The sequence below is a fragment of the Microbacterium sp. HMH0099 genome (assembly GCF_049384025.1).
Taxonomy (GTDB): Bacteria; Actinomycetota; Actinomycetes; order Actinomycetales; family Microbacteriaceae; genus Microbacterium.
The window spans coordinates 159,279-182,779 of record NZ_JBMRJR010000004.1 but is presented as its reverse complement, the minus strand read 5'-3'; the positions used below and the strand labels follow the sequence as shown (position 1 = coordinate 182,779).

Annotated in this window: 17 protein-coding genes and 1 tRNA gene; 15 read left to right on the top strand and 3 right to left on the bottom strand. The window is 71.6% G+C overall.

What is annotated here, in order from left to right; all coding sequences use genetic code 11:
- Window positions 1-118: 118 nt before the first annotated feature.
- From ACO03V_RS10945 to ACO03V_RS10935, 3 genes are all read right to left on the bottom strand, one after another.
- The gene (locus ACO03V_RS10945; protein WP_423137605.1) at window positions 119-4,453 is read right to left on the bottom strand and encodes a family 43 glycosylhydrolase; all 4,335 of its coding nucleotides are present in this window, start codon (window positions 4,451-4,453) and stop codon (window positions 119-121) included.
- Between the two features lie 200 nt (window positions 4,454-4,653).
- A tRNA-Arg gene (locus tag ACO03V_RS10940) sits at window positions 4,654-4,729 on the bottom strand.
- 202 nt (window positions 4,730-4,931) lie between these two features.
- Window positions 4,932-5,129, bottom strand: a complete 198-nt coding sequence (locus ACO03V_RS10935) for a DUF2188 domain-containing protein (RefSeq protein WP_387055878.1) — start codon at window positions 5,127-5,129, stop codon at window positions 4,932-4,934.
- Between the two features lie 120 nt (window positions 5,130-5,249).
- Here ACO03V_RS10935 and ACO03V_RS10930 point away from each other — a divergent pair, with 120 nt between their 5' ends.
- The 15 genes from ACO03V_RS10930 to ACO03V_RS10860 all read left to right on the top strand — a co-directional run bounded on the left by ACO03V_RS10930 (window position 5,250) and on the right by ACO03V_RS10860 (window position 23,186).
- Complete coding sequence (locus tag ACO03V_RS10930; protein ID WP_367730227.1) at window positions 5,250-5,504, top strand: DUF6458 family protein; 255 nt, start codon at window positions 5,250-5,252, stop codon at window positions 5,502-5,504.
- Between the two features lie 41 nt (window positions 5,505-5,545).
- Window positions 5,546-6,757, top strand: a complete 1,212-nt coding sequence (locus ACO03V_RS10925) for a serine/threonine-protein kinase (protein ID WP_423137604.1) — start codon at window positions 5,546-5,548, stop codon at window positions 6,755-6,757.
- A complete protein-coding gene (locus ACO03V_RS10920) occupies window positions 6,757-7,380 on the top strand; it encodes a hypothetical protein (RefSeq protein WP_423137603.1) in 624 nt (207 codons plus the stop codon). Before ACO03V_RS10925 ends, ACO03V_RS10920 begins: the two co-directional genes overlap by 1 nt.
- A 69-nt stretch (window positions 7,381-7,449) precedes the next feature.
- On the top strand, window positions 7,450-8,250 hold the full coding sequence (locus ACO03V_RS10915) for a transglutaminase-like domain-containing protein (RefSeq protein ID WP_423137602.1): 801 nt from the start codon (window positions 7,450-7,452) through the stop codon (window positions 8,248-8,250).
- A gap of 241 nt (window positions 8,251-8,491) precedes the next feature.
- Complete coding sequence (gene argS, locus ACO03V_RS10910; protein WP_423137601.1) at window positions 8,492-10,156, top strand: arginine--tRNA ligase; 1,665 nt, start codon at window positions 8,492-8,494, stop codon at window positions 10,154-10,156.
- 3 nt (window positions 10,157-10,159) lie between these two features.
- Window positions 10,160-10,927 (top strand): DUF2993 domain-containing protein, encoded by a 768-nt coding sequence (locus ACO03V_RS10905; protein WP_423137600.1) that lies wholly within the window; start codon window positions 10,160-10,162, stop codon window positions 10,925-10,927.
- A 200-nt stretch (window positions 10,928-11,127) separates the two neighbouring features.
- Entirely contained in the window at window positions 11,128-11,790 is a 663-nt protein-coding gene (locus ACO03V_RS10900) for a hypothetical protein (RefSeq protein ID WP_423137599.1), read from the top strand.
- A 47-nt stretch (window positions 11,791-11,837) separates the two neighbouring features.
- Window positions 11,838-13,424 (top strand): M60 family metallopeptidase, encoded by a 1,587-nt coding sequence (locus ACO03V_RS10895; protein ID WP_423137598.1) that lies wholly within the window; start codon window positions 11,838-11,840, stop codon window positions 13,422-13,424.
- Window positions 13,425-13,571: 147 nt separating this feature from the next.
- Window positions 13,572-15,038, top strand: a complete 1,467-nt coding sequence (lysA, locus tag ACO03V_RS10890; RefSeq protein WP_423137597.1) for a diaminopimelate decarboxylase — start codon at window positions 13,572-13,574, stop codon at window positions 15,036-15,038.
- A complete protein-coding gene (locus ACO03V_RS10885) occupies window positions 15,035-16,360 on the top strand; it encodes a homoserine dehydrogenase (protein WP_423137596.1) in 1,326 nt (441 codons plus the stop codon). The genes lysA and ACO03V_RS10885 overlap by 4 nt, the downstream gene beginning before the upstream one ends.
- A gap of 1 nt (window position 16,361) precedes the next feature.
- Window positions 16,362-17,444, top strand: a complete 1,083-nt coding sequence (gene thrC, locus ACO03V_RS10880; protein WP_423137595.1) for a threonine synthase — start codon at window positions 16,362-16,364, stop codon at window positions 17,442-17,444.
- Window positions 17,441-18,373, top strand: a complete 933-nt coding sequence (gene thrB / locus ACO03V_RS10875; RefSeq protein WP_423137594.1) for a homoserine kinase — start codon at window positions 17,441-17,443, stop codon at window positions 18,371-18,373. Before thrC ends, thrB begins: the two co-directional genes overlap by 4 nt.
- Before the next feature lie 154 nt (window positions 18,374-18,527).
- A complete protein-coding gene (rho, locus tag ACO03V_RS10870) occupies window positions 18,528-20,711 on the top strand; it encodes a transcription termination factor Rho (protein WP_423137593.1) in 2,184 nt (727 codons plus the stop codon).
- 33 nt (window positions 20,712-20,744) lie between these two features.
- Complete coding sequence (prfA, locus tag ACO03V_RS10865; RefSeq protein ID WP_423137742.1) at window positions 20,745-21,821, top strand: peptide chain release factor 1; 1,077 nt, start codon at window positions 20,745-20,747, stop codon at window positions 21,819-21,821.
- Between the two features lie 423 nt (window positions 21,822-22,244).
- Window positions 22,245-23,186, top strand: a complete 942-nt coding sequence (locus ACO03V_RS10860; RefSeq protein WP_423137592.1) for an endonuclease domain-containing protein — start codon at window positions 22,245-22,247, stop codon at window positions 23,184-23,186.
- Window positions 23,187-23,501 lie beyond the last annotated feature (315 nt).

Sequence of the window (23,501 nt, the reverse complement as noted above, 5' to 3'; positions counted from 1 at the left end):
ACGGACGCCGGCCCGGACCCTGCTCGACGGCACCGGCGACGGACGCCGGACAGACGAGAGGGGCCCCTCCGAACGGAGGGGCCCCTCTCGTCTGCGGGCCGAGGGGGCCCGCCCGGTGTCAGCCGCAGCTGCGCGCCGTGTACGCCGGCTTGAGCTCCGTGCTCCCGCCGTTCGCCGTCGCCGTGACGGTCGCCGTGCCCGCCGCGACCGACGACTGACGCACGGTGAAGCTCTGCGTCGTCGTCTTCCCGGGCGCGAGGGACGCGACGGTCTTGGACCCGAAGGCGGTGGCGATCGTCACCGACACCGGGACGTCGTCGCGGTTGACGGCGCTGACCACGAGGGTCACCTTGCCCGCCACGCAGCGGGTGCCCGCCGTCGACGTGATCTCCGGGCCGGCCGCCGGCACCGTCTGCGGAGCCACGCTCTCCAGCGTCGGCACGATCTTCTGCATGAGGCCGTCCGCGCCGAAGGTGACCCGGTCGATGGTGGTCTCACGGTTGGTGCCGTTGCCGTTCGGCATCGCGAACCGGTGGTAGGCGATGTACCAGTCGTCCGTGCCGGGCACGTTGATGATCGAGCTGTGCGCCGGTCCCTTGATGCCGAGGGCGAGGTCCTTCTCGAGGATCACGCCACGGTAGGTCCACGGACCGTTCATGCTGGTCGCGGTGGCGTAGCCGACCCGATAGTTCTCGGACCCCGTGTCGTCGATCGCGTACGTCAGGTGGTAGAGCCCCTTCCGGTAGTTGAAGAACACGCCCTCACGGAAGTCCGTCAGTCCGTTGATCCGCTGGTACGTCCCCGGCTTGATCGAGAGCATGTCGTCCGACAGCTCCGCCAGAACCGGTGAGCCGTTGCCCCAGCCGAGGTACCACTTGTCCGTCACCGGGTCGTGGAACGCGGCGGGGTCGATGGCCTGGCCCGACGTGACGGCCTCGTTGTTGAGGATCATCGCGGTGGGCTGGGCCACGAACGGACCCTCGGGGGAGTCGGCCACCGCGACGCCGATCGTCTTGCGGTCGTACGTCGGGTTGTGCCCGCTGAAGTAGAAGTAGTACTTCCCGCCCCGCTCGATGATCGTCGGCGCCCACGCGTTGCCGGTCGCCCACGGGACGTTGCCGTTGGCGCCGTCGAGCGTGAGGAACGGCGCGGCCGAGCGCGTCCAGTCGGTGAGGTTCTTCGACTTCCAGACGTAGAACTCCTTGCCGCCCCAGCCGGGGAAGCCGTCGGTCGTCGCGTAGATGTAGTACGTGTCGCCGAACACCGCGATGTTCGGGTCGGCGTACAGCCCCGGCAGCACCGGGCTGTTGACGACGCGGGCCTCGATCTTCCACGTCGCCTTCTCGCCCGAGGGCGTGGTGATCGTGTAGGTGACGGGGGTGCGCAGGTCGACCGTCGTCCCCGACGCGGGCGACACGGTCGCCCCCGACACGGTGGTGAAGGTCGGGGCGAGCCGGGACACGTCCGTGCCCTTCACGACGGGGAGGATGACGGTGCGCGCGTCGCCGTTCACGATCGGCGCGAGCTTGAGCTTCTCGGGCTGCGTGAGCGACACGTCGAGCAGCTGGTCCTCGACGCCCGCGTTCTCGAGGATCTCGGTCGAGGACAGCGCGCGGTTGTAGACGCGCACGTTGTCGAACCATCCCTGGAATGCGCGGTCGGCGCCGTAGAAGGACCGGCCGAGGTAGCCGGCGAGGTTCGAGCCGAGCTCGCTGACCGAGGCGTTGAGCGCGGTGTTCTCGTCCACCTTGACGCCGTCGATGTACATCCGCAGCGTCTTGCCGTCGTAGACGAGGTCGTAGCGGTGCCACTGCCCGGCCGAGATGGAGCCGGTGACGTCCGACTCGCCCTGCCAGGTCGACTTCGTGATGGCCGTCCGGGCGTCGCCGCCGCGCACCCGCAGGAACGAGTAGCGGTCCTGGTTCTGACCGAAGGCGAAGGTGAAGAAGTTGCCGTCGTTCAGCTCGGACTTGACGTCCATCGACACCGTCATGGTGTCGCGGCCGTCGAAGAACCCGGCCGGGAACGAGGCGAACCCGTTCGCCGCACCCGTCAGGCGCAGGGCCGACCCCTGGTCGGCGTCGGTCGCGACCGCCGCCGTGCCGGACGCGGTGAGGTCGGCGTCCCCGACGGTGTCCGCGAGGGAGCCGTTCTCGAAGGTGTACTCCGCGATCGGGCCCTGCGCGGGCTCCTCCGGCTCGGTCGGCTCGACCGGCGCGTCACCGTATGCGGCGAGCAGGCGCTGCTCCTCCGCCTTCGACAGGCGCAGGACGGACCCGTGCCGGAACGACTGGTCGAACGAGAACTGGTCGGCGCCGCTACCGCTGCTCAGCTGACGGAACTTCAGGCTCGAGAGCGTGTCGGCGATGTGTCCGTAGTAGTTGAACTCGTCGCCCATGACCGACCAGCGACCGTCGGGCAGCTGATAGACGGTCAGGCCCTCCATGCGCGCCCGCATCCCGGCGGCGGCCGCCTGGCCGGGGCCGATCTTCTGCGTCCACGGGCCGTCCAGCGACGGTGCCGTGTCGACGACGGTGTCCCAGTCGGAGGTGGAGAAGCGGTAGTAGGTGTCGCCCTCCTTGGCGATCGTCGAGTCGATGATGCTGCGTCCGCCCTGACCGTCGCCCTTCGGGTTGAGGGTCGTCCAGATCTCCGGCTCGGTGAAGGAGACGAAGTCCCGGGTCTTGGTCAGGTACATCCGCAGGGCCCAGTCCTCGGTCCCGTTGTCGCGCTGGTCGCGGGCCGCCCAGTAGACGTAGTACTCGCCGGTGGCCTCGTTGTAGATCGCCTCGGGCGCCCACACGCAGCCGGCCTTGTCGAACCCGGCGAAGACGATGCGCTGGTCGCTCCAGTTCACCAGGTCGGTGGACTCCCAGACGACGATGTTCTGGCTGGCGTTCAGCTGGTTCCAGCCGGAGCCGCCGGGGCCGCCGCCTTCGGCATGCAGGTCGGTGCCGATGATCCAGTACTTGTCGCCCTCGGGGGAACGGACGAGGTGCGGGTCGCGCACGCCGAGGTCGCCGCCGAGGTTGGCGAGGATGGGCTTGTTGTCGTTCAGCTTCTCCCAGTGCAGTCCGTCGGTGCTGTGGCCGAGGAAGATCTTCTCGTAGCCGCCCTCGGTGGCGAAGTGGGTCCACAGGTATCCGGCCGAGTAGTCCTTGTCGAGGCCCGCCGGGGCGGCCTTGACGGTGACCTGGATCTGCCGGGTGAGGGAGGTTCCGGATGCCGCTGCGGTGAGCGTCACCGTGGTGTCGGCGGCCTGCCGGGTGACGACGCCGGCCGCCTTTCCGCCCTGGGCGGTCGTCGAGATGACGCCGGCGGGGGAGGCGGTCCAGGTGAGCGCGGTACCGTTCACGGCGCCCTTCGTGGGCAGGGTGATGTTGCCGCGGATGTCACCGGCGTTGGCGATCGAGATCTTGTCGAGATCGGCGCGGGCGAGGTCGTCCCGGCCGGGCATCGGGGCGACGGTGACCGCGAAGGTGCGCGTCTGCGTCGCCGAGCCCCGCGTGAGTGTCGCCGTGAGCGTCGCGGTGGCGGGCTGCTGTCCGGCGGCGGGGCGGGTGACCTTGCCGGTCGCGCTGACGGCGCCGGCGTTGCTGGTGGCCCAGGTGACGGCCGATCCGTTGACGCCCGTCGCGGGGAGGGTGAGGTCCGCCGTCACGGCGCTGAGGTCGCCCAGCGACAGCGCCGCCGCATCGCGCTGCAGGCGGGTCGCGTCGGTGGGCACGAGCGCGGCGACGTCGGCGGCGGAGAGCGCCGTGTTGTAAATGCGGAAGTCGCGGAGGCTGCCGGACAGACGGCGGTCGGCGTCGTACACGGAACGACCGAGGTAGTTCGCCGTCGTCGTGCCGCCGCCGATCGCGCCGGGCGTGATCGTGACGTTCGTGGCCTGGCCCACCTGGACGCCGTCGAGGTAGACGCGCGCCGTGTCGGTCGCGTCGTCGAGCGTGTAGGTGATGGTCTTCCACACGTCGCGCTGCAGGTCGGCGTTGCTGTTGACCGTCTGCTCGGTGGTCCAGTTGCCGGTGGCGATGGCGGTCTTGAACGGGTTGCCCGTGGAGAACAGGTAGCCGTTGCCGGCGCCGCCGGAGGTGTTGCCGAGGCCGTAGATGAAGTACGGGGTGCCTTGGCCGGCCCGGACGAGGACGTCGGTGCTGACCGTCACCGAGTTCAGCCCGGAGAGGAGGTTGTCGGGGAGGTCGACGTAGTCGTCCGTCCCGTCGAGCCGCACGCCCTCCGCGCCGGTGAGCGAGGCGCCCCCGACGTAGGTGGCGTTGCGGCCCTTGCCCGACGCGTCGACGGCGGTCGTGCCGCTCGTCTCGGTCAGGGGGTAGTGCGCGACCAGTCGATCGTCCGCGGCCGCGGCGGGCTGCGTGGCGACGAGCGCGCCGGTCAGCGCGAGAGCCAATGTCGTGACGCTCGCAAGCGTCCGACGGGGAAGGGTCTGCTTCATTGCGGTCCTTTCGCGCGGCCCTCGTCGGCCGCCGAATCCTGTGACCCGGTGATGTTATCGCTCACAAAGCGTGGTCACAAGAGCCCGCGGTCAGCCGCGGCGAAGGGAGCGCTCCCACGCTCCGCGATCCCCGGATCGCCCGCGTCAACGGCGGAACGGCCGCGCTCTCAGCTGTTCACTGAGTTCGCGGCCGTTCGACGTGGTGCCCCCGACAGGAATCGAACCTGCGACCTTTGGTACCGGAAACCAACGCTCTATCCCCTGAGCTACGGAGGCGGACCGGTCAAGGTTAGCACCGCGCACCCCACCGCCCCGACGCCGACGCCGACGCCGACGTCCCGCCCCTTCCGCGCTGACTTGTCGCAGATGTACGCGAGGGATGCCGCGGGGCGGGCATATGCGACAAGTCACGGCCTGCGCGGCTCGGCGCGGCGCAGCACCGCAGCGCGGCGCGGAGCCGGCGCGGCGCAGGACGGGGTCAGTCCTCGTCGGTGATCGCGCCGGTCGGCTCGGCATCCTCGACGAAATGCTGCCCGCCGAGCTCGTCGGCGATCGCGCGGCCCTGGTCCACGGCCTCGTCCTTGCTCGAGAAGCTGGCCGAGTACTCGGGGCGCCCCTCCACGGAGTTCTCCCACTGGCCGCGGTTCGAACGGGTGGTCACGTCGTTCTTGCTCATGGCATCCATGCAACCGTCCGGGGCTGGACGACGCGCCGCGGTTGACACGGTCTTGTCAAGGCTGACAGCGTCACCCGTCCCGACTGGGATGCTTGTGAGACCTTCGAAAGGGGTTTTGTCATGAGCATCGGAGCCGGCATCGCGCTGTTCGTCATCGGCGCTGTCCTCGCCTTCGCGGTCAACCTGCCCAATGAGTACGTCGACCTCAGCACCATCGGCTACATCATGATGGGTGCGGGAGCGATCGTGTTCGTGATCGGCCTCGTCCTGCTGGTCCGTCGTCGTCAGACCGACACCGTGACCCGCACCGAGGGCGTCGGCGGCGCACAGGTGACCCGCTCGAGCACCCGATCGTCCAACGACGACGTCATCTGACCCCGAGGATCCGCCGGGGCTCGGCCCCTGAGGAGCACGCTATGACCGAACCGGCGACCTCGTCGGGCGAGCGCACTGCGCCGGACCTGACCCCGCAGACCGACCGTCAGGACGACTCGCAGGCGACCCAGGCCTTCCGGCCGGGCGTCGACGACCTGTTCGACGGGCGGTACCGCCTGGGCCGGCTCCTCGGTCGCGGCGGCTACGCGAGCGTGTACGAGGCGGTCGACACGTCGCTCGGTCGGACGCTGGCCCTCAAGGTCATCTCGGGGGAGAGCGCCGACCCGTCCGACGTCGCGCGCGTCCGCTCGGAGATCCGGCTGCTCGCCTCGCTCTCGCATCCGTCGCTGGTCACGCTGTACGACGCGCGTCTCGACGCCGAGCCGGCGTACCTGGCGATGGAGCTCATCGCCGGTCCCACCCTGACCGACCTCATCGCGAAGGGCCCGCGCACCGGATCCGAGACGGCGCGCGTCGGACGCGAGATCGCGGAGGCGTTCGCGGTCATCCACTCGCGGGGCATCGTCCACCGCGACGTGAAGCCGTCGAACATCCTGCTGCGTCCCGCCGCGCACACGGGGACCACCCCGCGGGCGACCCTCGCCGACTTCGGCATCGCCTCTCTGGTGGGCGCCACCCGCATGACGGGTACGAACACCGTCATCGGCACCGCCGCATACCTCAGCCCGGAGCAGGTCCGCGGGATGCCGCCGGCACCGGCCACCGACATCTACGCCCTCGGCCTCGTGCTCATCGAGGCCCTCACCGGTCGGCGCCCCTTCGCGGGCAGCACGGCGAACGAGTCGCTCGCCGCGCGTCTGGTGACGCCGCCGCCGATCCCCGAGGGGGTGCCTGCGCCGTGGCGGGAGATCCTCGAGGCCATGACCGCGGTCGACCCGGCGGAGAGGCCGGATGCCGCGAGCGTCATCGTCGCGCTCCGCACGCTCGGCAACGTCTCGGTGCCCGCCGCCGCGGGGGCGACCGCCGCCGCGACCACGCGGCTGCCGACCACGACGGCCCCCACGCGGGTGTTCGACGCCCCGCCGCGGCCGCCCGCACCGACTGCCGGCCGTCGTTCCCGTCGCACGCCGATCCTCGTGGCATCCCTCGTCGCCCTCCTCCTCGCGGGGGGAGGGGTCGCCGTTGCGGCCTCGATGGGCGGAGACCCGGCCGCGCCGGAGCCCGATCTGCCGGGCCTGCCGCAACCGCTGGACCAGCACGTGGACGATCTGTGGCGAGAGGTGGGGGAGTGATGCGCCGTCGGTTGATGCTCGCGTCCGTCGTCGTGGCGGCGACGCTCGGTTTCGCGGGCTGCACACCCCCCGCGGCGGAGCCCACCGCGTGGCAGGGCAGCGTCGAGACCGTCGCCGACCAGGCCGCCGCGGGCGACTACGCCGGGGCGCTCGCCTCGCTGGACGCTCTGGAGGCCGAGGTGGTCGCCCGTCGTGACGCGGGGGAGATCCCCGCGGACGAGGCCGAGCGGATCCTCGCGGCCATCGCGGCCGTGCGAGCCGACCTCACCTCCCTCGTGCCCGCCCCGTCCCCGACGCCGGAGTCGACGCCGACCGAGGAGCAGACGCAGGAGCCGGTTCAGACGCAGGAGCCGGCGCCGCAGACGCCGGCCACCGAGACGGATGACGGCGGCGACGACTCCACCCCCGAGGAAGAGGAGGAGAAGGAGCCGAAGGAGGACAAGTCAAAGGACGACACGTCCGAGGACGGGAACACGGGACCCGGCAACAACAACGGCAACGGCAACGGCAGCTCCAGCAGCCCCGGCGGGCAGAAGAAGGGCGCGACGACCCCCGGCGGTGTCGAGGGCGCCGCGTCGACGACCCCCGGCGGCGCCACTCCCGGCGGGCCGGGACGCGGCTGACACGGCCGGTTCCCGACGGCCTTGCGGCCTGCGCGCCGCGGGGGGTCGCGAGCGTGCGAGGATTGCCCGGTGCCGCGCCGAGTGACCGCCGAACTCGACCTCGATCTGGGGGCGTCCGTCGACCTCATCCTGCAGATCACCGCCGCCCGCGGCGTGCCCCTCGCCCACGAGGAGCTGCGGATCGTCCAGGGCGATCGCGAGGTGGTCCCGCACGAGATCGTGGATGCCGCCGGCAGTCGCCTCCACCGCCTCACCGGCACCGCCGGGCCGCTCACGATCCGGTACGAGGCCGTCGCCGACGGGAACGCCACGCCTCCCGCGTCGACCGACCTGGACCTCATCTCCTACCTGCGCCCGAGCCGGTACGCCCAGTCCGACGCCGTCTTCGGACAGGCGCGGCGGCAGTTCGGCGGACTCGCGGGCGTCGAGCTCCTCGGCGCGATCTCGGAGTTCGTGGCATCCACCGTCACCTACTCGCCCGGGATGAGCCTGGGGACCGACTCCGCCGTGGAGACGCTGTCGAGCGGCCAGGGCGTGTGCCGCGACTACGCGCACCTCGTCATCGCACTGTTGCGCGCGATGGACGTGCCCGCCCGCTACGCCGCGTGCTTCGCGCCGGGGCTGGTGCCGATGGACTTCCACGCCGTTGCGGAGGCGTACGTCGCGGGGGACTGGTACGTGGTGGATGCCACCCGCCTGTCCGACCGTCGGCAGCTGGTCCGCATTGCGACGGGCCGTGACGCCGCGGACTGCGCCTTCCTCAGCTATCACGGCGGCTACGTCGGCCTGGAGCGGATGACCGTGGATGCCGTGTCCGACAACCCGGCGGGGGAGCCGGACGACCACGTGTCGCTGGTACGCATCGCCTGAGCCCGTTCGAGGCCGGTGGGGCCGCGCGTCTGCAGGGCCGGACCGCGCGTCTGCAGGACGGCCGAGCGGCCGGGGCCGCGCGTCTGCAGGGTCAGACCGCGCGTCTGCAGGACGGCCGGCCCCGCGGCCGTATCATCCGTCGCACGCGTGCACGTGCGCCCCACCGGTCCTGCAGACGCGCGCGCCACCGGAGCCCCAGCGGCTCCGCCCGACGGAGCGCGCGCCCTAGAATCGGAGGGTTATGGATCCCGCAGCCCTCTCCGCCGCCCTGCTCGCCGTCATCGCCCCGCTCGCCGAGGCCCGACGAGAGGGCTCGTCCGAGGGGCTGACCGCGGCGGACCTGCCGCTCGAGCGGCCGAAGAACCGCGACCACGGCGACTGGGCCTCCAATGCGGCGCTCAAGCTGTCGAAGGTCGTCGGGGCGAACCCGCGCGAGTTCGCCGCCGAGGTCGCCGAACGGCTGCAGGACGTGGACGGCATCGCCTCCGTCGAGGTGGCCGGCCCGGGCTTCATCAACATCCGTCTCGACGCGGCCGCCGCCGGCGCCCTCGCCAAGACGATCGTCGACCAGGGCGCGGCCTTCGGGACGAACGACTCCCGCGCGGACGAGATCATCAACCTCGAGTTCGTCAGCGCCAACCCCACCGGCCCCATCCACCTCGGCGGCACCCGCTGGGCGGCCGCGGGCGACGCGCTGGCCCGCATCCTCTCTTCGCAGGGCGCGCAGGTCACGCGGGAGTACTACTTCAACGACCACGGCGCGCAGATCGACCGCTTCGCGCGCAGCCTCGTCGCCGCGCACCAGGGCGACCCGACGCCGGAGGACGGCTACGGCGGCGCCTACATCGGCGACATCGCGCGTCGCGTCGCCGAGGCCTACGACGGCGACATCGACGCCCTCGATCCGGCCGCGAAGCAGGAGGCCTTCCGCGAGCTGGGCGTGAACGTCATGTTCGGCGAGATCAAGCAGTCGCTGCACGAGTTCGGCGTCGACTTCGACGTGTACTTCCACGAGAACGACCTGCACGACTCCGGCGCGGTCGACCGCGCGGTCGCGCGGCTGCGGGAGCTCGGCCACATCTTCGAGGCCGACGGCGCGACCTGGCTCCGCTCCACCGACTTCGGTGACGACAAGGACCGCGTCGTCATCAAGTCCGACGGGCAGCCGGCCTACATCTCGGGCGACCTGGCCTACTACCTCGACAAGCGCGAGCGCGGCTTCAACCGCTGCATCATCATGCTCGGCGCCGACCACCACGGCTACGTCCAGCGCCTCATGGCGATGTGCGCCGCCTTCGGCGACGAGCCGTACGTCAACCTGCAGGTGCTCATCGGGCAGATGGTCAACCTCGTCCGAGACGGCCAGCCGATGCGCATGTCCAAGCGCGCCGGGACCGTCGTGACCCTGGAGGACCTCGTCGAGATCGTCGGCGTGGATGCCGCGCGCTACGCGCTCACGCGCAGCTCGGCGGACTCCAACCTCGACATCGACCTGGACGTGCTCCAGAAGCGGACGAACGACAACCCCGTCTTCTATGTGCAGTACGCCCACGCCCGCACCCACAACGTCGCGCGGAACGCCGCGGCATCCGGAGTCGACCGGTCGGAGTTCGCGCCCGAGCTCCTCGCCCACGAGACCGAGTCGGCGCTGCTCGGCGCCCTGCAGGAGTTCCCCCGCATCGTGTCGTACGCGGCGGAGGTGCGCGAGCCGCACCGCGTCGCGCGCTACCTCGAGGAGCTGGCCGGCCTGTACCACCGCTGGTACGACAACTGCCGCGTCATCCCGCTCGGCGACGCCCCCGTCGAGTCCGTGCACCGCACCCGCCTGTGGCTGAACGACGCGACCGGACAGGTGCTGCGCAACGGTCTGACGCTGCTCGGCGTCAGCGCTCCGGAACGGATGTAAGAGATGACGGATGCCGCCCGCCCCCGCCGCACGGGACGGTGGATCGCCGTCGTGGTGGTCGTCGTCGTGCTGCTGGCCGGTCTGGCGGTGGCCGCCGAGTTCATCGCCCGCTCAATCGTGACCGGGACGGTGCGGACGCTCGTGGTGCAGCAGATCGGCCTGCCCGACGACCAGCAGGTGGACGTCGACGTGCCGGGGATCGTGCTGCCGCAGGTCATCGCCGGTCGGCTGGACGACGTCGCCGTCTCCTCGGACGACGTGGCCCTCGGCCCGCTGACGGGCGACGTGCGGGTCCGGCTCGAGGGCGTGCCGATCAGCGGCGACGCCGCGGCCGCGGGTGGAGAGGCGTCCGTCCGTCTCGACGAGGCGCAGCTGCGCGCGCTCCTCGCGGGGATCGACGGGCTGCCGGCGGACGCCGTGAGCATCGCCGCGCCGAACCTGCAGTTCGCCACTGAGGTGTCGGTGCTCGGGCTCGCGATCCCCGTCGGCGTGGAGCTCACCCCCGGGGCGGCGGAGGGGGACCTCACGTTGACCCCGATCTCGTTCCAGCTCGCCGGCAACGACATCGACGCGGACACCCTGCGCGGGCAGCTCGGCGGCCTGACCGACGGACTCGTCGCCACCCGCAGCCTGTGCATCGCCGACCAGCTCCCCGCCGGGCTCACGCTCACTTCGGTGACCGTCCAGGGCAGCGACGTCGTCGCCGGCCTCGCGATCGACGGCGGCATCATCGTCGACCCGGCGCTGCAGCAGAACGGCACCTGCGGCTGATACCCCGGCGCCGCGATCCCCGCGGCCCGTCCGCGGTCATGGTCGGGTGACGGCGACGTACACCGTCCGGGCGCCTCCCGCGGTCTTCACCCCGCCGCCCGCAGTCCCGTGGGTGCCGGATGCGCGAGACGACCGACCTATGGTCACCACTTCGTGCTCGGCGACCCCGTCGAGCGCACATGCGAAACGGAGGCCGAAACATGACCCTTCTCCCGACCCGTCGAACCGTTCTCAGGGCCGCCGCCTGGGCCGTCCCCGCGGTGACCACCGTGGCGAGCGCCCCGGCCGCGGCCGCCACCCTCGCCCGGGGGTGGACCGTGACGATGTCGCGGTCCTGGCTCTACCCGGACGAGGTCGCGACCGTGTGGGTCATGAGCTCGGATGACGCCGGCCGCCCTCGCCGCGGCGAACCGCTGACCCTGTCGCTGGGGGACCGCAACCAGGGGGAGATCGGCCAGCCGTCGGGGGTGACCGACAGCGAGGGACGGTACCGCACCACGATGCGCGTCCGGAGCGGCGCGGCCGCCGCCTCCGGCACCCTGAACGTCAGCTCGGCGTCCGGCGGCGCGGTCACGGCCTTCGAGATCCGCGAGCCCGCCGTCGTGGTGCACGACGACACGGGTGCCTCGACCCGGGTGATCGCGCTGCCCCACGGCAGCCAGAGCGAGACGAGCGGCCTCGAGAACCGGGCCTTCTCGCACAGCGACCCCCAGCCCACCGGGGGTCACGTCCGCTCCGGCGAGACCCTGGAGGTCGTCGTCGACTCCGACGCCCCGACACGCTGTCGCTCGCCATCGGAACGCGCGGGCCCTGGCGCGACTTCAACGGCTCCACCGAACAGGACCTCTCAATCGTCCCGCTGAAGAAGGGCCGGCAGAGCATCACCGCCCCGCAGGACGGGATCGTCTTCGTGACGAACTCGTCGACCGAGACGCCCGGCTGCATGACGATCTCCGGGGGAAGACCGCACCCGGCCTGGGTGAAGGACCGGACGAAGACGGAGGAGTTCGCCGGTCAGCTCACGAGATGGTCGACGGCGCCGGTGGTGGAGCTGGTCGGCGACCGCGCACTCGTCGACGTGCAGCGGCGGGTCATCGACGACATGGCGGCCACGTCCACCGCGTGGGACCCCGCGGACGTCGTGATGCGGCTCGACCGGATCGTGGCCTACACGAGCGACGTCTACGGACTGTCCCGCGCCGCCGTGGGCATCGCCCGCAAGCGTCCCGGACGGGTGTACTTCTCCGGTCCCGACACGGGCGTCGGCTGGGCGTTCGCCACCGAGCAGTGGCTGAGCTTCCATGTCGACACCGGGGCGACGAAGGACCTGCTCGTCACTCCCGACGGGTGGGGCACGTGGCACGAGGTCGGGCACACCTTCCAGACGCGGGACTACACATGGAGCGGGCTGACGGAGGTCACGGTCAACATCTCGTCACTCGCCCTGCAGCAGCGTCTGACCGGGAAGCACCGCCTCGACGAGGACCAGGACTCGAAGGACCGGATCCGACGCTACTTCGAGCAGCCCGTCGGCGACCGCGACCACGCCAAGCTCACCGAGGAGAGCGCGTTCTACGGCCTGTTCCTGTTCGATCAGCTGCGACAGTCCTTCGGGGAGGGGTTCTACCCGGCGGTGAGCCAGGCGTATCGCGTGCGGAGGATCCGCGGCCAGGTCAGGCCGTCATCGGACCAGGAGAAGCGCGACCTCTTCGCTCAGGTCGCCTCGCAGGTCGCCGACCGCGACCTCAGCCCGTTCTTTGCCGAATGGGGTGTGCCCCTCTCGGCATCCGTCAAGAAGTCCCTCGCCTCCTACCCGGCGCTGCAGAACAAGATCTGGACCGCCATCGACTCGCGCGACGCGCACCGGGAGCGAGAGGTGGGCTACGACCTCCCCGTCGGATCGCTGTCGAGCAAGACGGGCTCGCTGAACCTCGGCGAACGCGACGGGGCCTCGGGCGTGGTGAGCGGCGCGTCGACGCTGGGCGGGTCGTCGAGCACGGTGGTGGCCCAGCAGTCGTCGGCCCCCGAGGTGAGCCCGACGGCGGGACGACTCCTGGCCGTGCTCGAGGCGCCCGACGGCACGCAGGAGGTGCTCTGGCACGACCGGGTCCCGGTGACCGCCACGTCCGCGCTGCAGTTCCACGGCCTGAGCGATGTCGTCGGCGGGTGGCTCGGCATCAGCCGCGACGGCTCGCGCCTCGTCGCCACCTCCACCGGCGAGGTGCTGCACGAGTACTTCACGGGCAAGCCGTACTACAAGATCACGGTCCAGGATGCCGACGGCACCGAGCTGCGGACGGTGACCGTGAACGGCGACGACACGCACGACAAGGTCGTCACCGCCCTCGACGGGACGGCCGTCGGCGACGGGTACCGGCTCGTCGTGGAGGCGCAGGAGCCGAGCCGGGTCCGGGTGTGGCAGAACAGCGAGCGCTCCGGCACGCTCTCCTCCACCCCGCAGACCCTGGTGGTCCGCAACGGGCGCTTCGAGGTCTGACGCGCCGGTCCGCGGCGGGCAGACGCGGGACGGGGACGGCATACGTCGTGCCCTAGACTGCAAGGACTGCCCGCCGCGTGACGCCCCGCGGGGGTGGGTGCCGTGATCCGCGGCCGTCGCGTCGCCGCAAAACCGATTGGTCCCTCCGTGTCCGCCTCGCACTCCGCGCCCGTGCCCGCGTGGCTCCTCGCCCCGGCCGAGGCCAACGAGCTCGTCGCCCCCGTGTGGCCCGCGTCCGCGCATCGCGTCGACGACGGCTCCGTCGAGATCGGCGGGGTCTCCGTTCTCGACCTGCGCGACCGCTTCGGCACCCCGCTCTACGTGCTCGACGAGGACGAGGTGCGCGCGCACGCGCGACGCGCCCGGGAGGCCTTCTCGTCCGCGGCCGCCCGCCACGGCGTGTCGGCGCGCGTGTACTACGCCGGCAAGGCCTTCCTCTCGACCGAGGTCGTCCGCTGGGTCGCCGACGAGGGCCTGGCCGTCGACGTGTGCACCCGGGGAGAGCTCGAGGTGGCGCTCGCCGCCGGGGCCGACCCGGCCCGCCTCGGGTTCCACGGCAACAACAAGCGGGTCGACGAGCTCGAGCGGGCCGTCGAGGTCGGCATCGGCACGATCATCGTCGACAGCGCCATCGAGATCGAGCGTCTCGCCGCCATCGCCGACCGTCGCGGCGCCGTCCAGTCGGTGCTCGTCCGCGTCCGCACCGGCGTGCACGCCGAGACGCACGAGTTCCTCGCCACCGCCCACGAGGACCAGAAGTTCGGGTTCCCGCTCGCCGGTGCGGCCGCGGCCGTCGCGCGCATCCGGGAGCTGCCGAGCCTGCGCTTCGTCGGACTGCACGCCCACATCGGCTCGCAGATCTTCGACGTCGCCGGCTTCCGCGAGTCCGCCGCACGCCTGGTCGACCTGCACGCGGAGCTGCTCGCCGGGGGAGTCATCCCGCTGCTGAACGTGGGCGGCGGCTTCGGCATCTCGTACACCTCCGTCGACGCGCCGCGGCCCATCGAGGAGATCGCCGACGGCATCGTCGACGCCGTCGCCGACGAGTGCGCCGTCCGCGGCATCCCGATGCCCGACATCGCCTGCGAGCCCGGGCGCGTGATCGTCGGCCAGGCCGGGGTGACCCTCTACGAGGTCGGCACGGTCAAGACGGTGCCGGTCGGCGACGACCTCGACCGCGCCTACGTGAGCGTCGACGGGGGAATGAGCGACAACGCCCGCACGGCGCTCTACGGCGCGCACTACTCGGCCCGCATCGTCTCGCGCACGAGCGACGCGACGCCCGCGCTGTCCCGCGTCGTCGGCCATCACTGCGAGTCCGGCGACATCGTCGTCGACGCCGAGTACCTGCCCGGCGACGTCACGCCCGGCGACCTGCTCGGCGTCCCCGCCACCGGCGCCTACTGCTTCTCGCTCGCGAGCAACTACAACTACACCCCCCGCCCGCCGGTGGTCGCCGTGCGCGACGGCCGCGCCCGCGTGATCGTCCGCGGCGAGACCGTAGACGACCTGCTCGCGCGGGACGTCGGGGTCGCGGCATCCGACTCCCGCGACGCCACCGCGTCGCCTGCCTTCCGCGGCCTCGCCGCTTCGACGTACGGAGACACCGAATGACCGACTACCGCACGCTCCGGGTCGCCCTGCTGGGCGCCGGCGCCGTGGGCTCGCAGGTCGCCGACCTGCTCCTCAAGCACGGCGACGAGCTCGCCGACCGCGCCGGAGCCACGCTCGAGCTGTCCGGGATCGCCGTCCGCAACCTCGACGGCAAGCGCGACGTCGACCTGCCGCGCGAGCTGTTCACCACCGACGCCGAGACGCTCATCGTCGGCTCGGACATCGTCATCGAGCTGATGGGCGGCATCGAGCCGGCCCGCACGCAGGTGCTGCAGGCGATCAACTCCGGCGCCGACGTCGTCACCGCCAACAAGGCCCTGCTGGCCACGCACGGCACCGAGATCTTCGACGCCGCCGACCAGGTCGGCGCGCAGGTGTACTACGAGGCCGCGGCGGCCGGTGCCATCCCCATCATCCGTCCGCTGCGCGACTCGCTCGCCGGCGACCGGGTCGTGCGCATCATGGGCATCGTCAACGGCACGACGAACTACATCCTCGACCGCATGGACACCGAGGGCGCGGACTTCGCCGATGTGCTCGCGCAGGCGCAGCACCTGGGGTACGCCGAGGCCGACCCCACCGCCGACGTCGAGGGCTACGACGCCGCCCAGAAGGCCGCCATCCTCGCGAGCCTGGCGTTCCACACGACCGTGCCGCTCGAGGCGGTCCACCGCGAGGGGATCATCTCGGTGGATGCCGCGATGATCGAGTCCGCGCGGCACGCCGGCTACGTCATCAAGCTGCTCGCCGTGTGCGAGCGCCTCTCCGCCGCCGACGGCGAGGAGGGCGAGTCCATCTCGGTGCGCGTCTACCCCGCGCTCGTCGACCGCGCCCACCCGCTCGCCAGCGTCCACGGCGCGAACAACGCCGTCTTCGTCCAGGCCGAGGCCGCGGGCGACCTCATGTTCTACGGCGCCGGCGCCGGTGGCGTCCAGACCGCCTCGGCGGTCCTCGGCGACGTCGTCTCGGCCGCCCGTCGCCACATCGCCGGTGGTGTCGGCGTGGGGGAGTCCACCCGCGCCAACCTGCCCACCGTGCCGATCGGCCGCGTCATCACGCGCTACCAGATCACGCTCGAGGTCGACGACAAGCCGGGCGTGCTCGCCACGGTCGCCGGCATCCTCAGCGACGGCCGCGTCTCGATCGCGACGGTCGAGCAGACCGTCATCGAGCCGACCGCGGACGCGACGGGCGCATCGGCGCGCCTCGTCATCGGAACGCACACAGCCCGCGAGCAGGACCTGAGCGAGACCGTCGAGCGTCTCGCCGCAAGCGGCGTCGTCGAGCGCGTGGTCTCCGTACTGCGCGTGGAAGGGAACTGACATGGCACACGTCTGGCGCGGAGTCCTCCGCGAATACGCCGACCGTCTGGGCGTCACCGACGCCTCCACCGTCGTCACGCTGGGCGAGGGCGGCACGCCGCTCATTCCGGCGCCGTCGCTGTCGCGCCGCACCGGCGCGGACGTCTGGGTGAAGTTCGAGGGGATGAACCCGACCGGCTCCTTCAAGGACCGCGGCATGACCGTCGCGCTGTCCCGCGCGGTCGAGCACGGCGCGAAGGCCGTCATCTGCGCCTCGACCGGCAACACCTCCGCGTCGGCCGCGGCCTACGCCGCCCACGCCGGCATCACCGCCGCCGTGCTCGTGCCCGAGGGCAAGATCGCGATGGGCAAGCTGAGCCAGGCCGTCGCCCACAACGGCCGTCTCATCCAGATCCGCGGCAACTTCGACGACTGCCTCGAGATCGCGCGCGAGCTCGCCGACCACTACCCGGTGCACCTCGTCAACTCGGTCAACCCCGACCGCATCGAGGGTCAGAAGACCGCTGCCTACGAGGTCGTGGAGGTCCTGGGCGATGCCCCCGACTTCCACTTCATCCCGGTCGGCAACGCCGGCAACTACACCGCCTACTCCCGCGGCTACCGCGAGGAGGCCGCCCGCGGCGCCGCCCGCACGGTTCCCCGCATGTTCGGGTTCCAGGCCGCCGGCTCGGCCCCGCTCGTGCGCGGCGAGGTCGTGAAGAACCCCGAGACCATCGCCAGCGCCATCCGCATCGGCAACCCGGCCTCGTGGGACCTGGCGCTGGAGGCCCGGGATGCCACCGACGGCTGGTTCGGGGCGATCGACGACGAGCGCATCCTCGCGGCGCAGAAGATCCTCGCGGGCGAGGTCGGCGTCTTCGTCGAGCCCGCCTCCGCGATCAGCGTCGCCGGTCTGCTGGACCGTGCCGAGGCCGGGGTCATCCCCGCCGGCGCCAAGGTCGTCCTCACCGTCACCGGTCACGGCCTGAAGGACCCCCAGTGGGCCCTGCGCCAGAGCGACGGCACCGACGTGCAGCCCACGGTCGTGGACGCCACGACGTCGGAGGTCGCCTCCGTGCTCGACCTGCAGCCGGTGACCGCGTGACCGCAGCCCTCGGGCGCCGGGTCGCCGTCCGCGTCCCGGCCACGAGCGCGAACCTCGGGCCCGGCTTCGACACCCTCGGTCTCGCGCTCAGCGTGTACGACGAGCTCGAGGTCGAGGCACTCGAGGCGGGCCGCCTCGAGATCGAGGTCGCCGGCGAGGGCACGGCGGACGTCCCGCGCGACGCCTCCCACCTCGTCGTGCGGGCCATCGCCCACACGTACGCGGCGGTGGGCCGTGAGATGCCGGGCCTGCGGCTCTCGGCGACCAACGTCATCCCGCACGGCCGGGGGATGGGGTCGTCCGGCGCCGCCGTCGTCGCGGGCATCCTCGCCGCGAAAGGCCTGCTCGCGGACGAGGTGGAGCTGACCGACACCGACCTGCTGCGCCTGGCGACCGAGATGGAGGGGCATCCCGACAACGTGGCGCCGGGCCTCTTCGGCGGCCTGACCATCGCGTGGATGGATGCCGCCGGCCCCCAGCACAAGCAGCTGATCGTGCACCGCGGCGTCTCCCCGCTCGTGCTCGTGCCGAGCTTCACGATGTCCACGGCCGTCGCCCGGAGCCTGCAGCCGCTGCAGGTGCCGCGCGAGGATGCGGTGTTCAACGTCTCGCGCTCGGCGCTGCTGATCGCGGCGATGACGCAGAGCCCCGAGCTGCTCATGGCGGCGACCGAGGACAAGCTGCATCAGAACTACCGCGCGCAGGCGATGCCCGAGACGGACCGGCTGGTTCGGGCGCTGCGGGCCGAGGGCTACGCGGCGGTCGTCTCCGGTGCGGGGCCGAGCGTGCTGGTGCTCGCCGACGGACCGGGCCAGCGCCTGGCCGCAGCGGATCTTACGGCATCCCTCGTCGACACCCCGTGGGAGGCGCTCATGCTGGCCGTCGACGTCAAGGGTGGTACAGTGAGGACCGCAGAGGGTTCCGCGTAAAGACGCGAATCTGAGCCTCTGCACCCCGCGAAATCCGCAACAAATCGCGAACCCGGCGTCGGCTGCAGTCTTCCGAGCCGCTGGTGAGTGTCTTCGTCTGCCGTCTGCACCGACGACCCGCGATCTGATCACGTTTCATTTCTGAGGAGCAGTCGTGGAGTCCATCTCCGAGACCCAGCCCGTCGACGCGCCCGAGGGCGCCGACACCACCCCCGAGGAGCAGCCCGCCGCGGCTGCCGAGCAGACCGAGACGTCTGCCGACGAGACTCCCGCCGAGCCGACGCTGTTCGACGAGGTGCCCGCCGACGAGGACCCGGATGCCGCGGCCTCCGGGACCGAGGACGCGGAGCCCGCCGCGGCGGAGCCCGCTGCCGAGGAGCCCGCTGCGGCGGACGCGCCGGCCGCGGAGGAGACGGCCGTGGAGGCCGCCCCCGAGGCGCCCGTCGCCGAGCCCGTCGAGCCCGTGACGTCGCCCGCCCCCGAGGCGCCCGCTGCGGAGGAGCCCGCCGCGGCGGAGCCCGCTGCGGAGGAGACCGCCCCCGGGGAGGAGAAGAAGCCGGCCCGTGCACCGCGCAAGCGTGCGCCCCGCCGGGCCAAGAGCGCGCCCGCCGACGAGGCGCCCGCTGCGGAGGCTCCCACCGCCGAGGCGCCGGTCGAGACCGCTGCGGCCACCGAGATCCCCGCCGAGGGTGCCGCCCCCGAGGCTGCGACCCCCGCCGCCGACGAGGCGCCGGCCGCCGTCGAGGCGCCCGCCGTCGAGGTCGAGACGCCGGCCGCCGCGGACACCGCCGCCGACGTGACGCCCGACGCAGCGGCATCCACCGTTCCCGCCGAGGCCGAGACCGCCACGACCGCCGAGGGCGACGCGACCCCCGCGAGCGAGGACGCCCCGGCCGCGGCGCCCGAGAACGGCGAGAGCGCCGACGAGACCCCGTCCCGCAGCCGCAGCCGCAGCCGGTCGCGCAACCGCAACCGGAACAAGGCCGACGCCGCCGACAAGCCGGAGCCGGTCGAGAAGCCCGCGCCGGCCGAGAAGGCCGACGAGCCCGAGGCGCCGCAGCAGGGCGCGCAGCAGGCGCAGCAGCAGCAGGCCAACGGTCGCAACCGCCAGCGCAACAAGCGCCGCGGGCAGAACACCACGGGCGACGAGTTCGAGACCGAGATCGGCGAGGACGACGTGCTCGTGCCGATCGCCGGCATCCTCGACGTGCTCGACAACTACGCGTTCGTGCGCACCACCGGCTACCTGCCCGGTCCCAGCGACGTCTACGTCTCGCTCGGCCAGGTGAAGAAGTACAACCTGCGCAAGGGCGACGCGGTCGTCGGCTCGATCAAGCAGCCGCGCGAGAACGAGCAGTCCACCCGCCAGAAGTACAACGCGCTGGTCAAGGTCGACTCGATCAACGGCCTCTCGGTCGACGACGCCGCCGCGCGCGTCGAGTTCGGCAAGCTGACGCCGCTGTACCCGCAGGAGCGCCTGCGCCTGGAGACCGCGCCCGAGAAGCTGACGCAGCGGATCATCGACCTGGTCGCCCCAGTCGGCAAGGGCCAGCGCGGACTCATCGTCGCGCCGCCGAAGGCGGGCAAGACGATCGTGCTGCAGCAGATCGCGAACGCCATCGCGCACAACAACCCCGAGGTCCACCTCATGGTCGTGCTCGTCGACGAGCGCCCCGAAGAGGTCACCGACATGCAGCGCACGGTGCGCGGCGAGGTCATCGCCTCGACGTTCGACCGTCCGGCCGAGGACCACACCACGGTCGCCGAGCTGGCGATCGAGCGCGCGAAGCGCCTCGTCGAGCTGGGCCGCGACGTCGTCGTGCTCCTGGACTCGATCACCCGTCTCGGCCGTGCGTACAACCTGTCGGCGCCGACCTCGGGCCGCGTGCTGACCGGTGGCGTGGACGCCTCGGCGCTCTACCCGCCGAAGCGCTTCTTCGGCGCCGCGCGCAACATCGAGAACGGCGGCTCGCTGACGATCCTCGCGACCGCGCTGGTGGAGACCGGCTCCAAGATGGACGACGTCATCTTCGAGGAGTTCAAGGGCACCGGCAACAGCGAGCTGCGTCTGAACCGCCAGCTCGCGGACAAGCGCATCTTCCCGGCCGTCGACGTCAACGCGTCCAGCACCCGCCGCGAGGAGATGCTGCTGTCCAACGACGAGGTCAAGATCACCTGGAAGCTCCGCCGCGCGCTGGCCGGTCTCGAGCCCCAGCAGGCCCTCGAGGTCGTGCTCGGCAAGCTCAAGGAGACTCAGTCGAACGTGGAGTTCCTCGTGCAGATGCAGAAGTCGATCCCGGCGCCCGCGCGCGGCGGCGACGACAACGGCATCCGCTGACCCGTGTCGCCTGAGCCCGCCGAGCAGTCCGGCATCCTCGAGTCCGTCCGCGGACTGCTCGAGGAGCACCGGCAGGTCGAGCTCGAGCTCAACGACCCGGCGGTCCATGCCGACGCGGCGCGCGCGAAGCGCGTCAACCGCCGTTACGCCGAGCTGAACCGAGTCGTGCACGCGCACGACGCGTGGCGGGCGGCATCCGACGACCTGGATGCCGCTCGCGAGCTCGCGCGTGAGGACGCGGCGTTCGCCGACGAGGTGCCGGCCCTGGAGGAGCGGGTCGCCGAGACGCAGGAGCGTCTGCGGCGGCTGCTGATCCCGCGCGACCCCGACGACGCCCGCGACGTGATCATGGAGATCAAGGCGGGCGAGGGCGGAGCGGAGAGCGCGCTGTTCGCGGCCGATCTCCTCCGTATGTACCTGCAGTTCGCGGCATCCATGGGGTGGAAGGCCGAGCTCCTCGAGCGCAACGAGTCCGACCTCGGCGGCTACAAGGACGTCCAGGTCGCGATCAAGGGCTCGTCCAGCGACCCCGCGCAGGGCGTCTGGGCGCACCTGAAGTACGAGGGCGGGGTGCACCGCGTGCAGCGGGTCCCGGCGACCGAGTCGCAGGGGCGCATCCACACCTCGACCACCGGTGTTCTCGTGTTCCCCGAGGTGGACGAGCCCGAGGAGATCGCCATCGACCCGAACGACCTGAAGATCGACGTCTTCCGGTCGTCCGGGCCGGGCGGGCAATCGGTCAACACGACGGACTCCGCCGTCCGCATCACCCACGTGCCCACGGGCATCGTCGTGTCGATGCAGAACGAGAAGTCGCAGCTGCAGAACCGCGAGGCGGGCATGCGCGTGCTGCGCGCCCGTCTGCTCGCCAAGCAGCAGGAGGAGCGGGACGCGGTCGCCGCCGACGCCCGCCGATCGCAGATCCGCGGCATGGACCGGTCGGAGCGGATCCGCACCTACAACTTCCCCGAGAACCGCATCGCCGATCACCGCACCGGCTACAAGGCGTACAACCTCGACCAGGTGATGGACGGCGCACTCGCGCCGATCATCCAGTCGGCGATCACCGCCGACGAGGAGGCCCGCCTGGCCGCCCTCTCCGACGCCTGACCCTCGGGCTCCCTGCCCGCCCGCGGCCGCGCTCACGCGTGGGGCTTCTCCGCCGTGACTTGCCGCAGATGTACGTGTGGGGGCGTCTGCGTGTACATCTGCGCCCAGTCAGCGGTAGGGGTGGGTGTTCTCCGCCGTGACTTGTCGCAGATGTACGTGTGGGGGACGTCTGCGTGTACATCTGCGCCCAGTCAGCGGTAGGGGTGGGTGTTCTCCGCCGTGACTTGTCGCAGATGTACGTGTGGGGGCGTCTGCGTGTACATCTGCGCCAAGTCAGCGCTAGGGGGTTCACTGCCCCGGCTGCGCCTGTGGTGGGTCTTCTCTGCCCTGAGTTGCCGCATTCGTACACGGACACCTGGGGAAAGCTCTGCAGGGCTGTGGACAACCCCGGATGAACGGATGCCGGTGGGCAGACTTCGCGACATGGATATCGATGGGGTGGGTGTGTTCACCACGGCCCAGGCACGTCTACTCGGCCTCACCCGCCGACAGGTCGACGCGCCGGCGTTCATCAGACCTTTCCATGGAGTCCGGTCCCTCGCCAGAGAGCACCCGGACGACATGCATCCCGCTCGACGACGAGAGCTCGACGTCCTGCGTCGGACGGAGGAGTACGCGGTCCTCCTCGCGCCGGGACAGTTCTTCTCCCATACGACCGCCGCACTCCTGTACGGCATCCCTCTTCCGCCGTTGCCGGATGAGGACATCCACGTCTCCGTCCTGCCGCCCGTGCGCGCACCGAGGGGGCGCGGCGTGCGTGGCCACCAGTTACGGCCGGCGGGAGTGCGCCTCTCCAGAAACGACGTCGGGATGCCGCTGACCAGTGCCGCGACGACGTGGGCGCTGCTCGGCGGCACGGTGCGGCATCCTTTCGATCTTGTCGCTGCCGCGGATTACCTGGTCACCACCCCGCGTGTGCCGGGCCCCCGCGGACGGGTGTTGCGTGAGCCGCTCGCAAGTATCGAGGAGCTCGAGGCGGCTGTGCTGCGCGCTCCCAAGCGACGGGGCATCGTCGCGCTGCGTGAGGCGCTTCCGATGGTCCGGCCGGGACCGGCTTCGCGGCGCGAGACGTGGACCCGACTAATTCTCCTGGACGGCGGCGTGCCCGAGCCCGAGCTGAACCACGATGTCTACGACCGCGACGGGTTCGTCGCCTGCGTCGACCTCGCCTACCCCCAGGCACTGGTCGGGGTGGAGTACGAAGGCGATCAGCACCGCAGTGACAGCCGACAGTGGTTCCGCGACATCGAGAGGTACGAGCGTCTCGCGGCGGCGGGCTGGCGCATCGTGCGAGTGACGAACGACATGCTGTTCTCCAAGCCGGAGACCCTTGTCCGCCTCGTGCTCCGCGCGCTCGAGCATTGACGACGGCCCGCGCCCCGCGGTGTATCTGCTGCAGGCGTGACTGGCCGCACGCGCGTGCGCAGGCGCGTATTGGGCGTGCATTCGCGCCCAGCCAGCGCGGGGGTGGGTCTGCTGCTTCCGTGACTTGTCGCAATTGCTCGCGCAGGGGTGGGCTGCGCGTGCATGTGCGCCCAGTCACCGGGTCTGGGTCTTTGACTTGTCGCATTTGCTCGCGCGGGGATGCGCTCCGCGTGCATGTGCGCCCAGCCAGCGCGGGGGTGGGTCTGCTGCTTCCGTGACTTGTCGCAATTGCTCGCGCAGGGGTGGGCTGCGCGT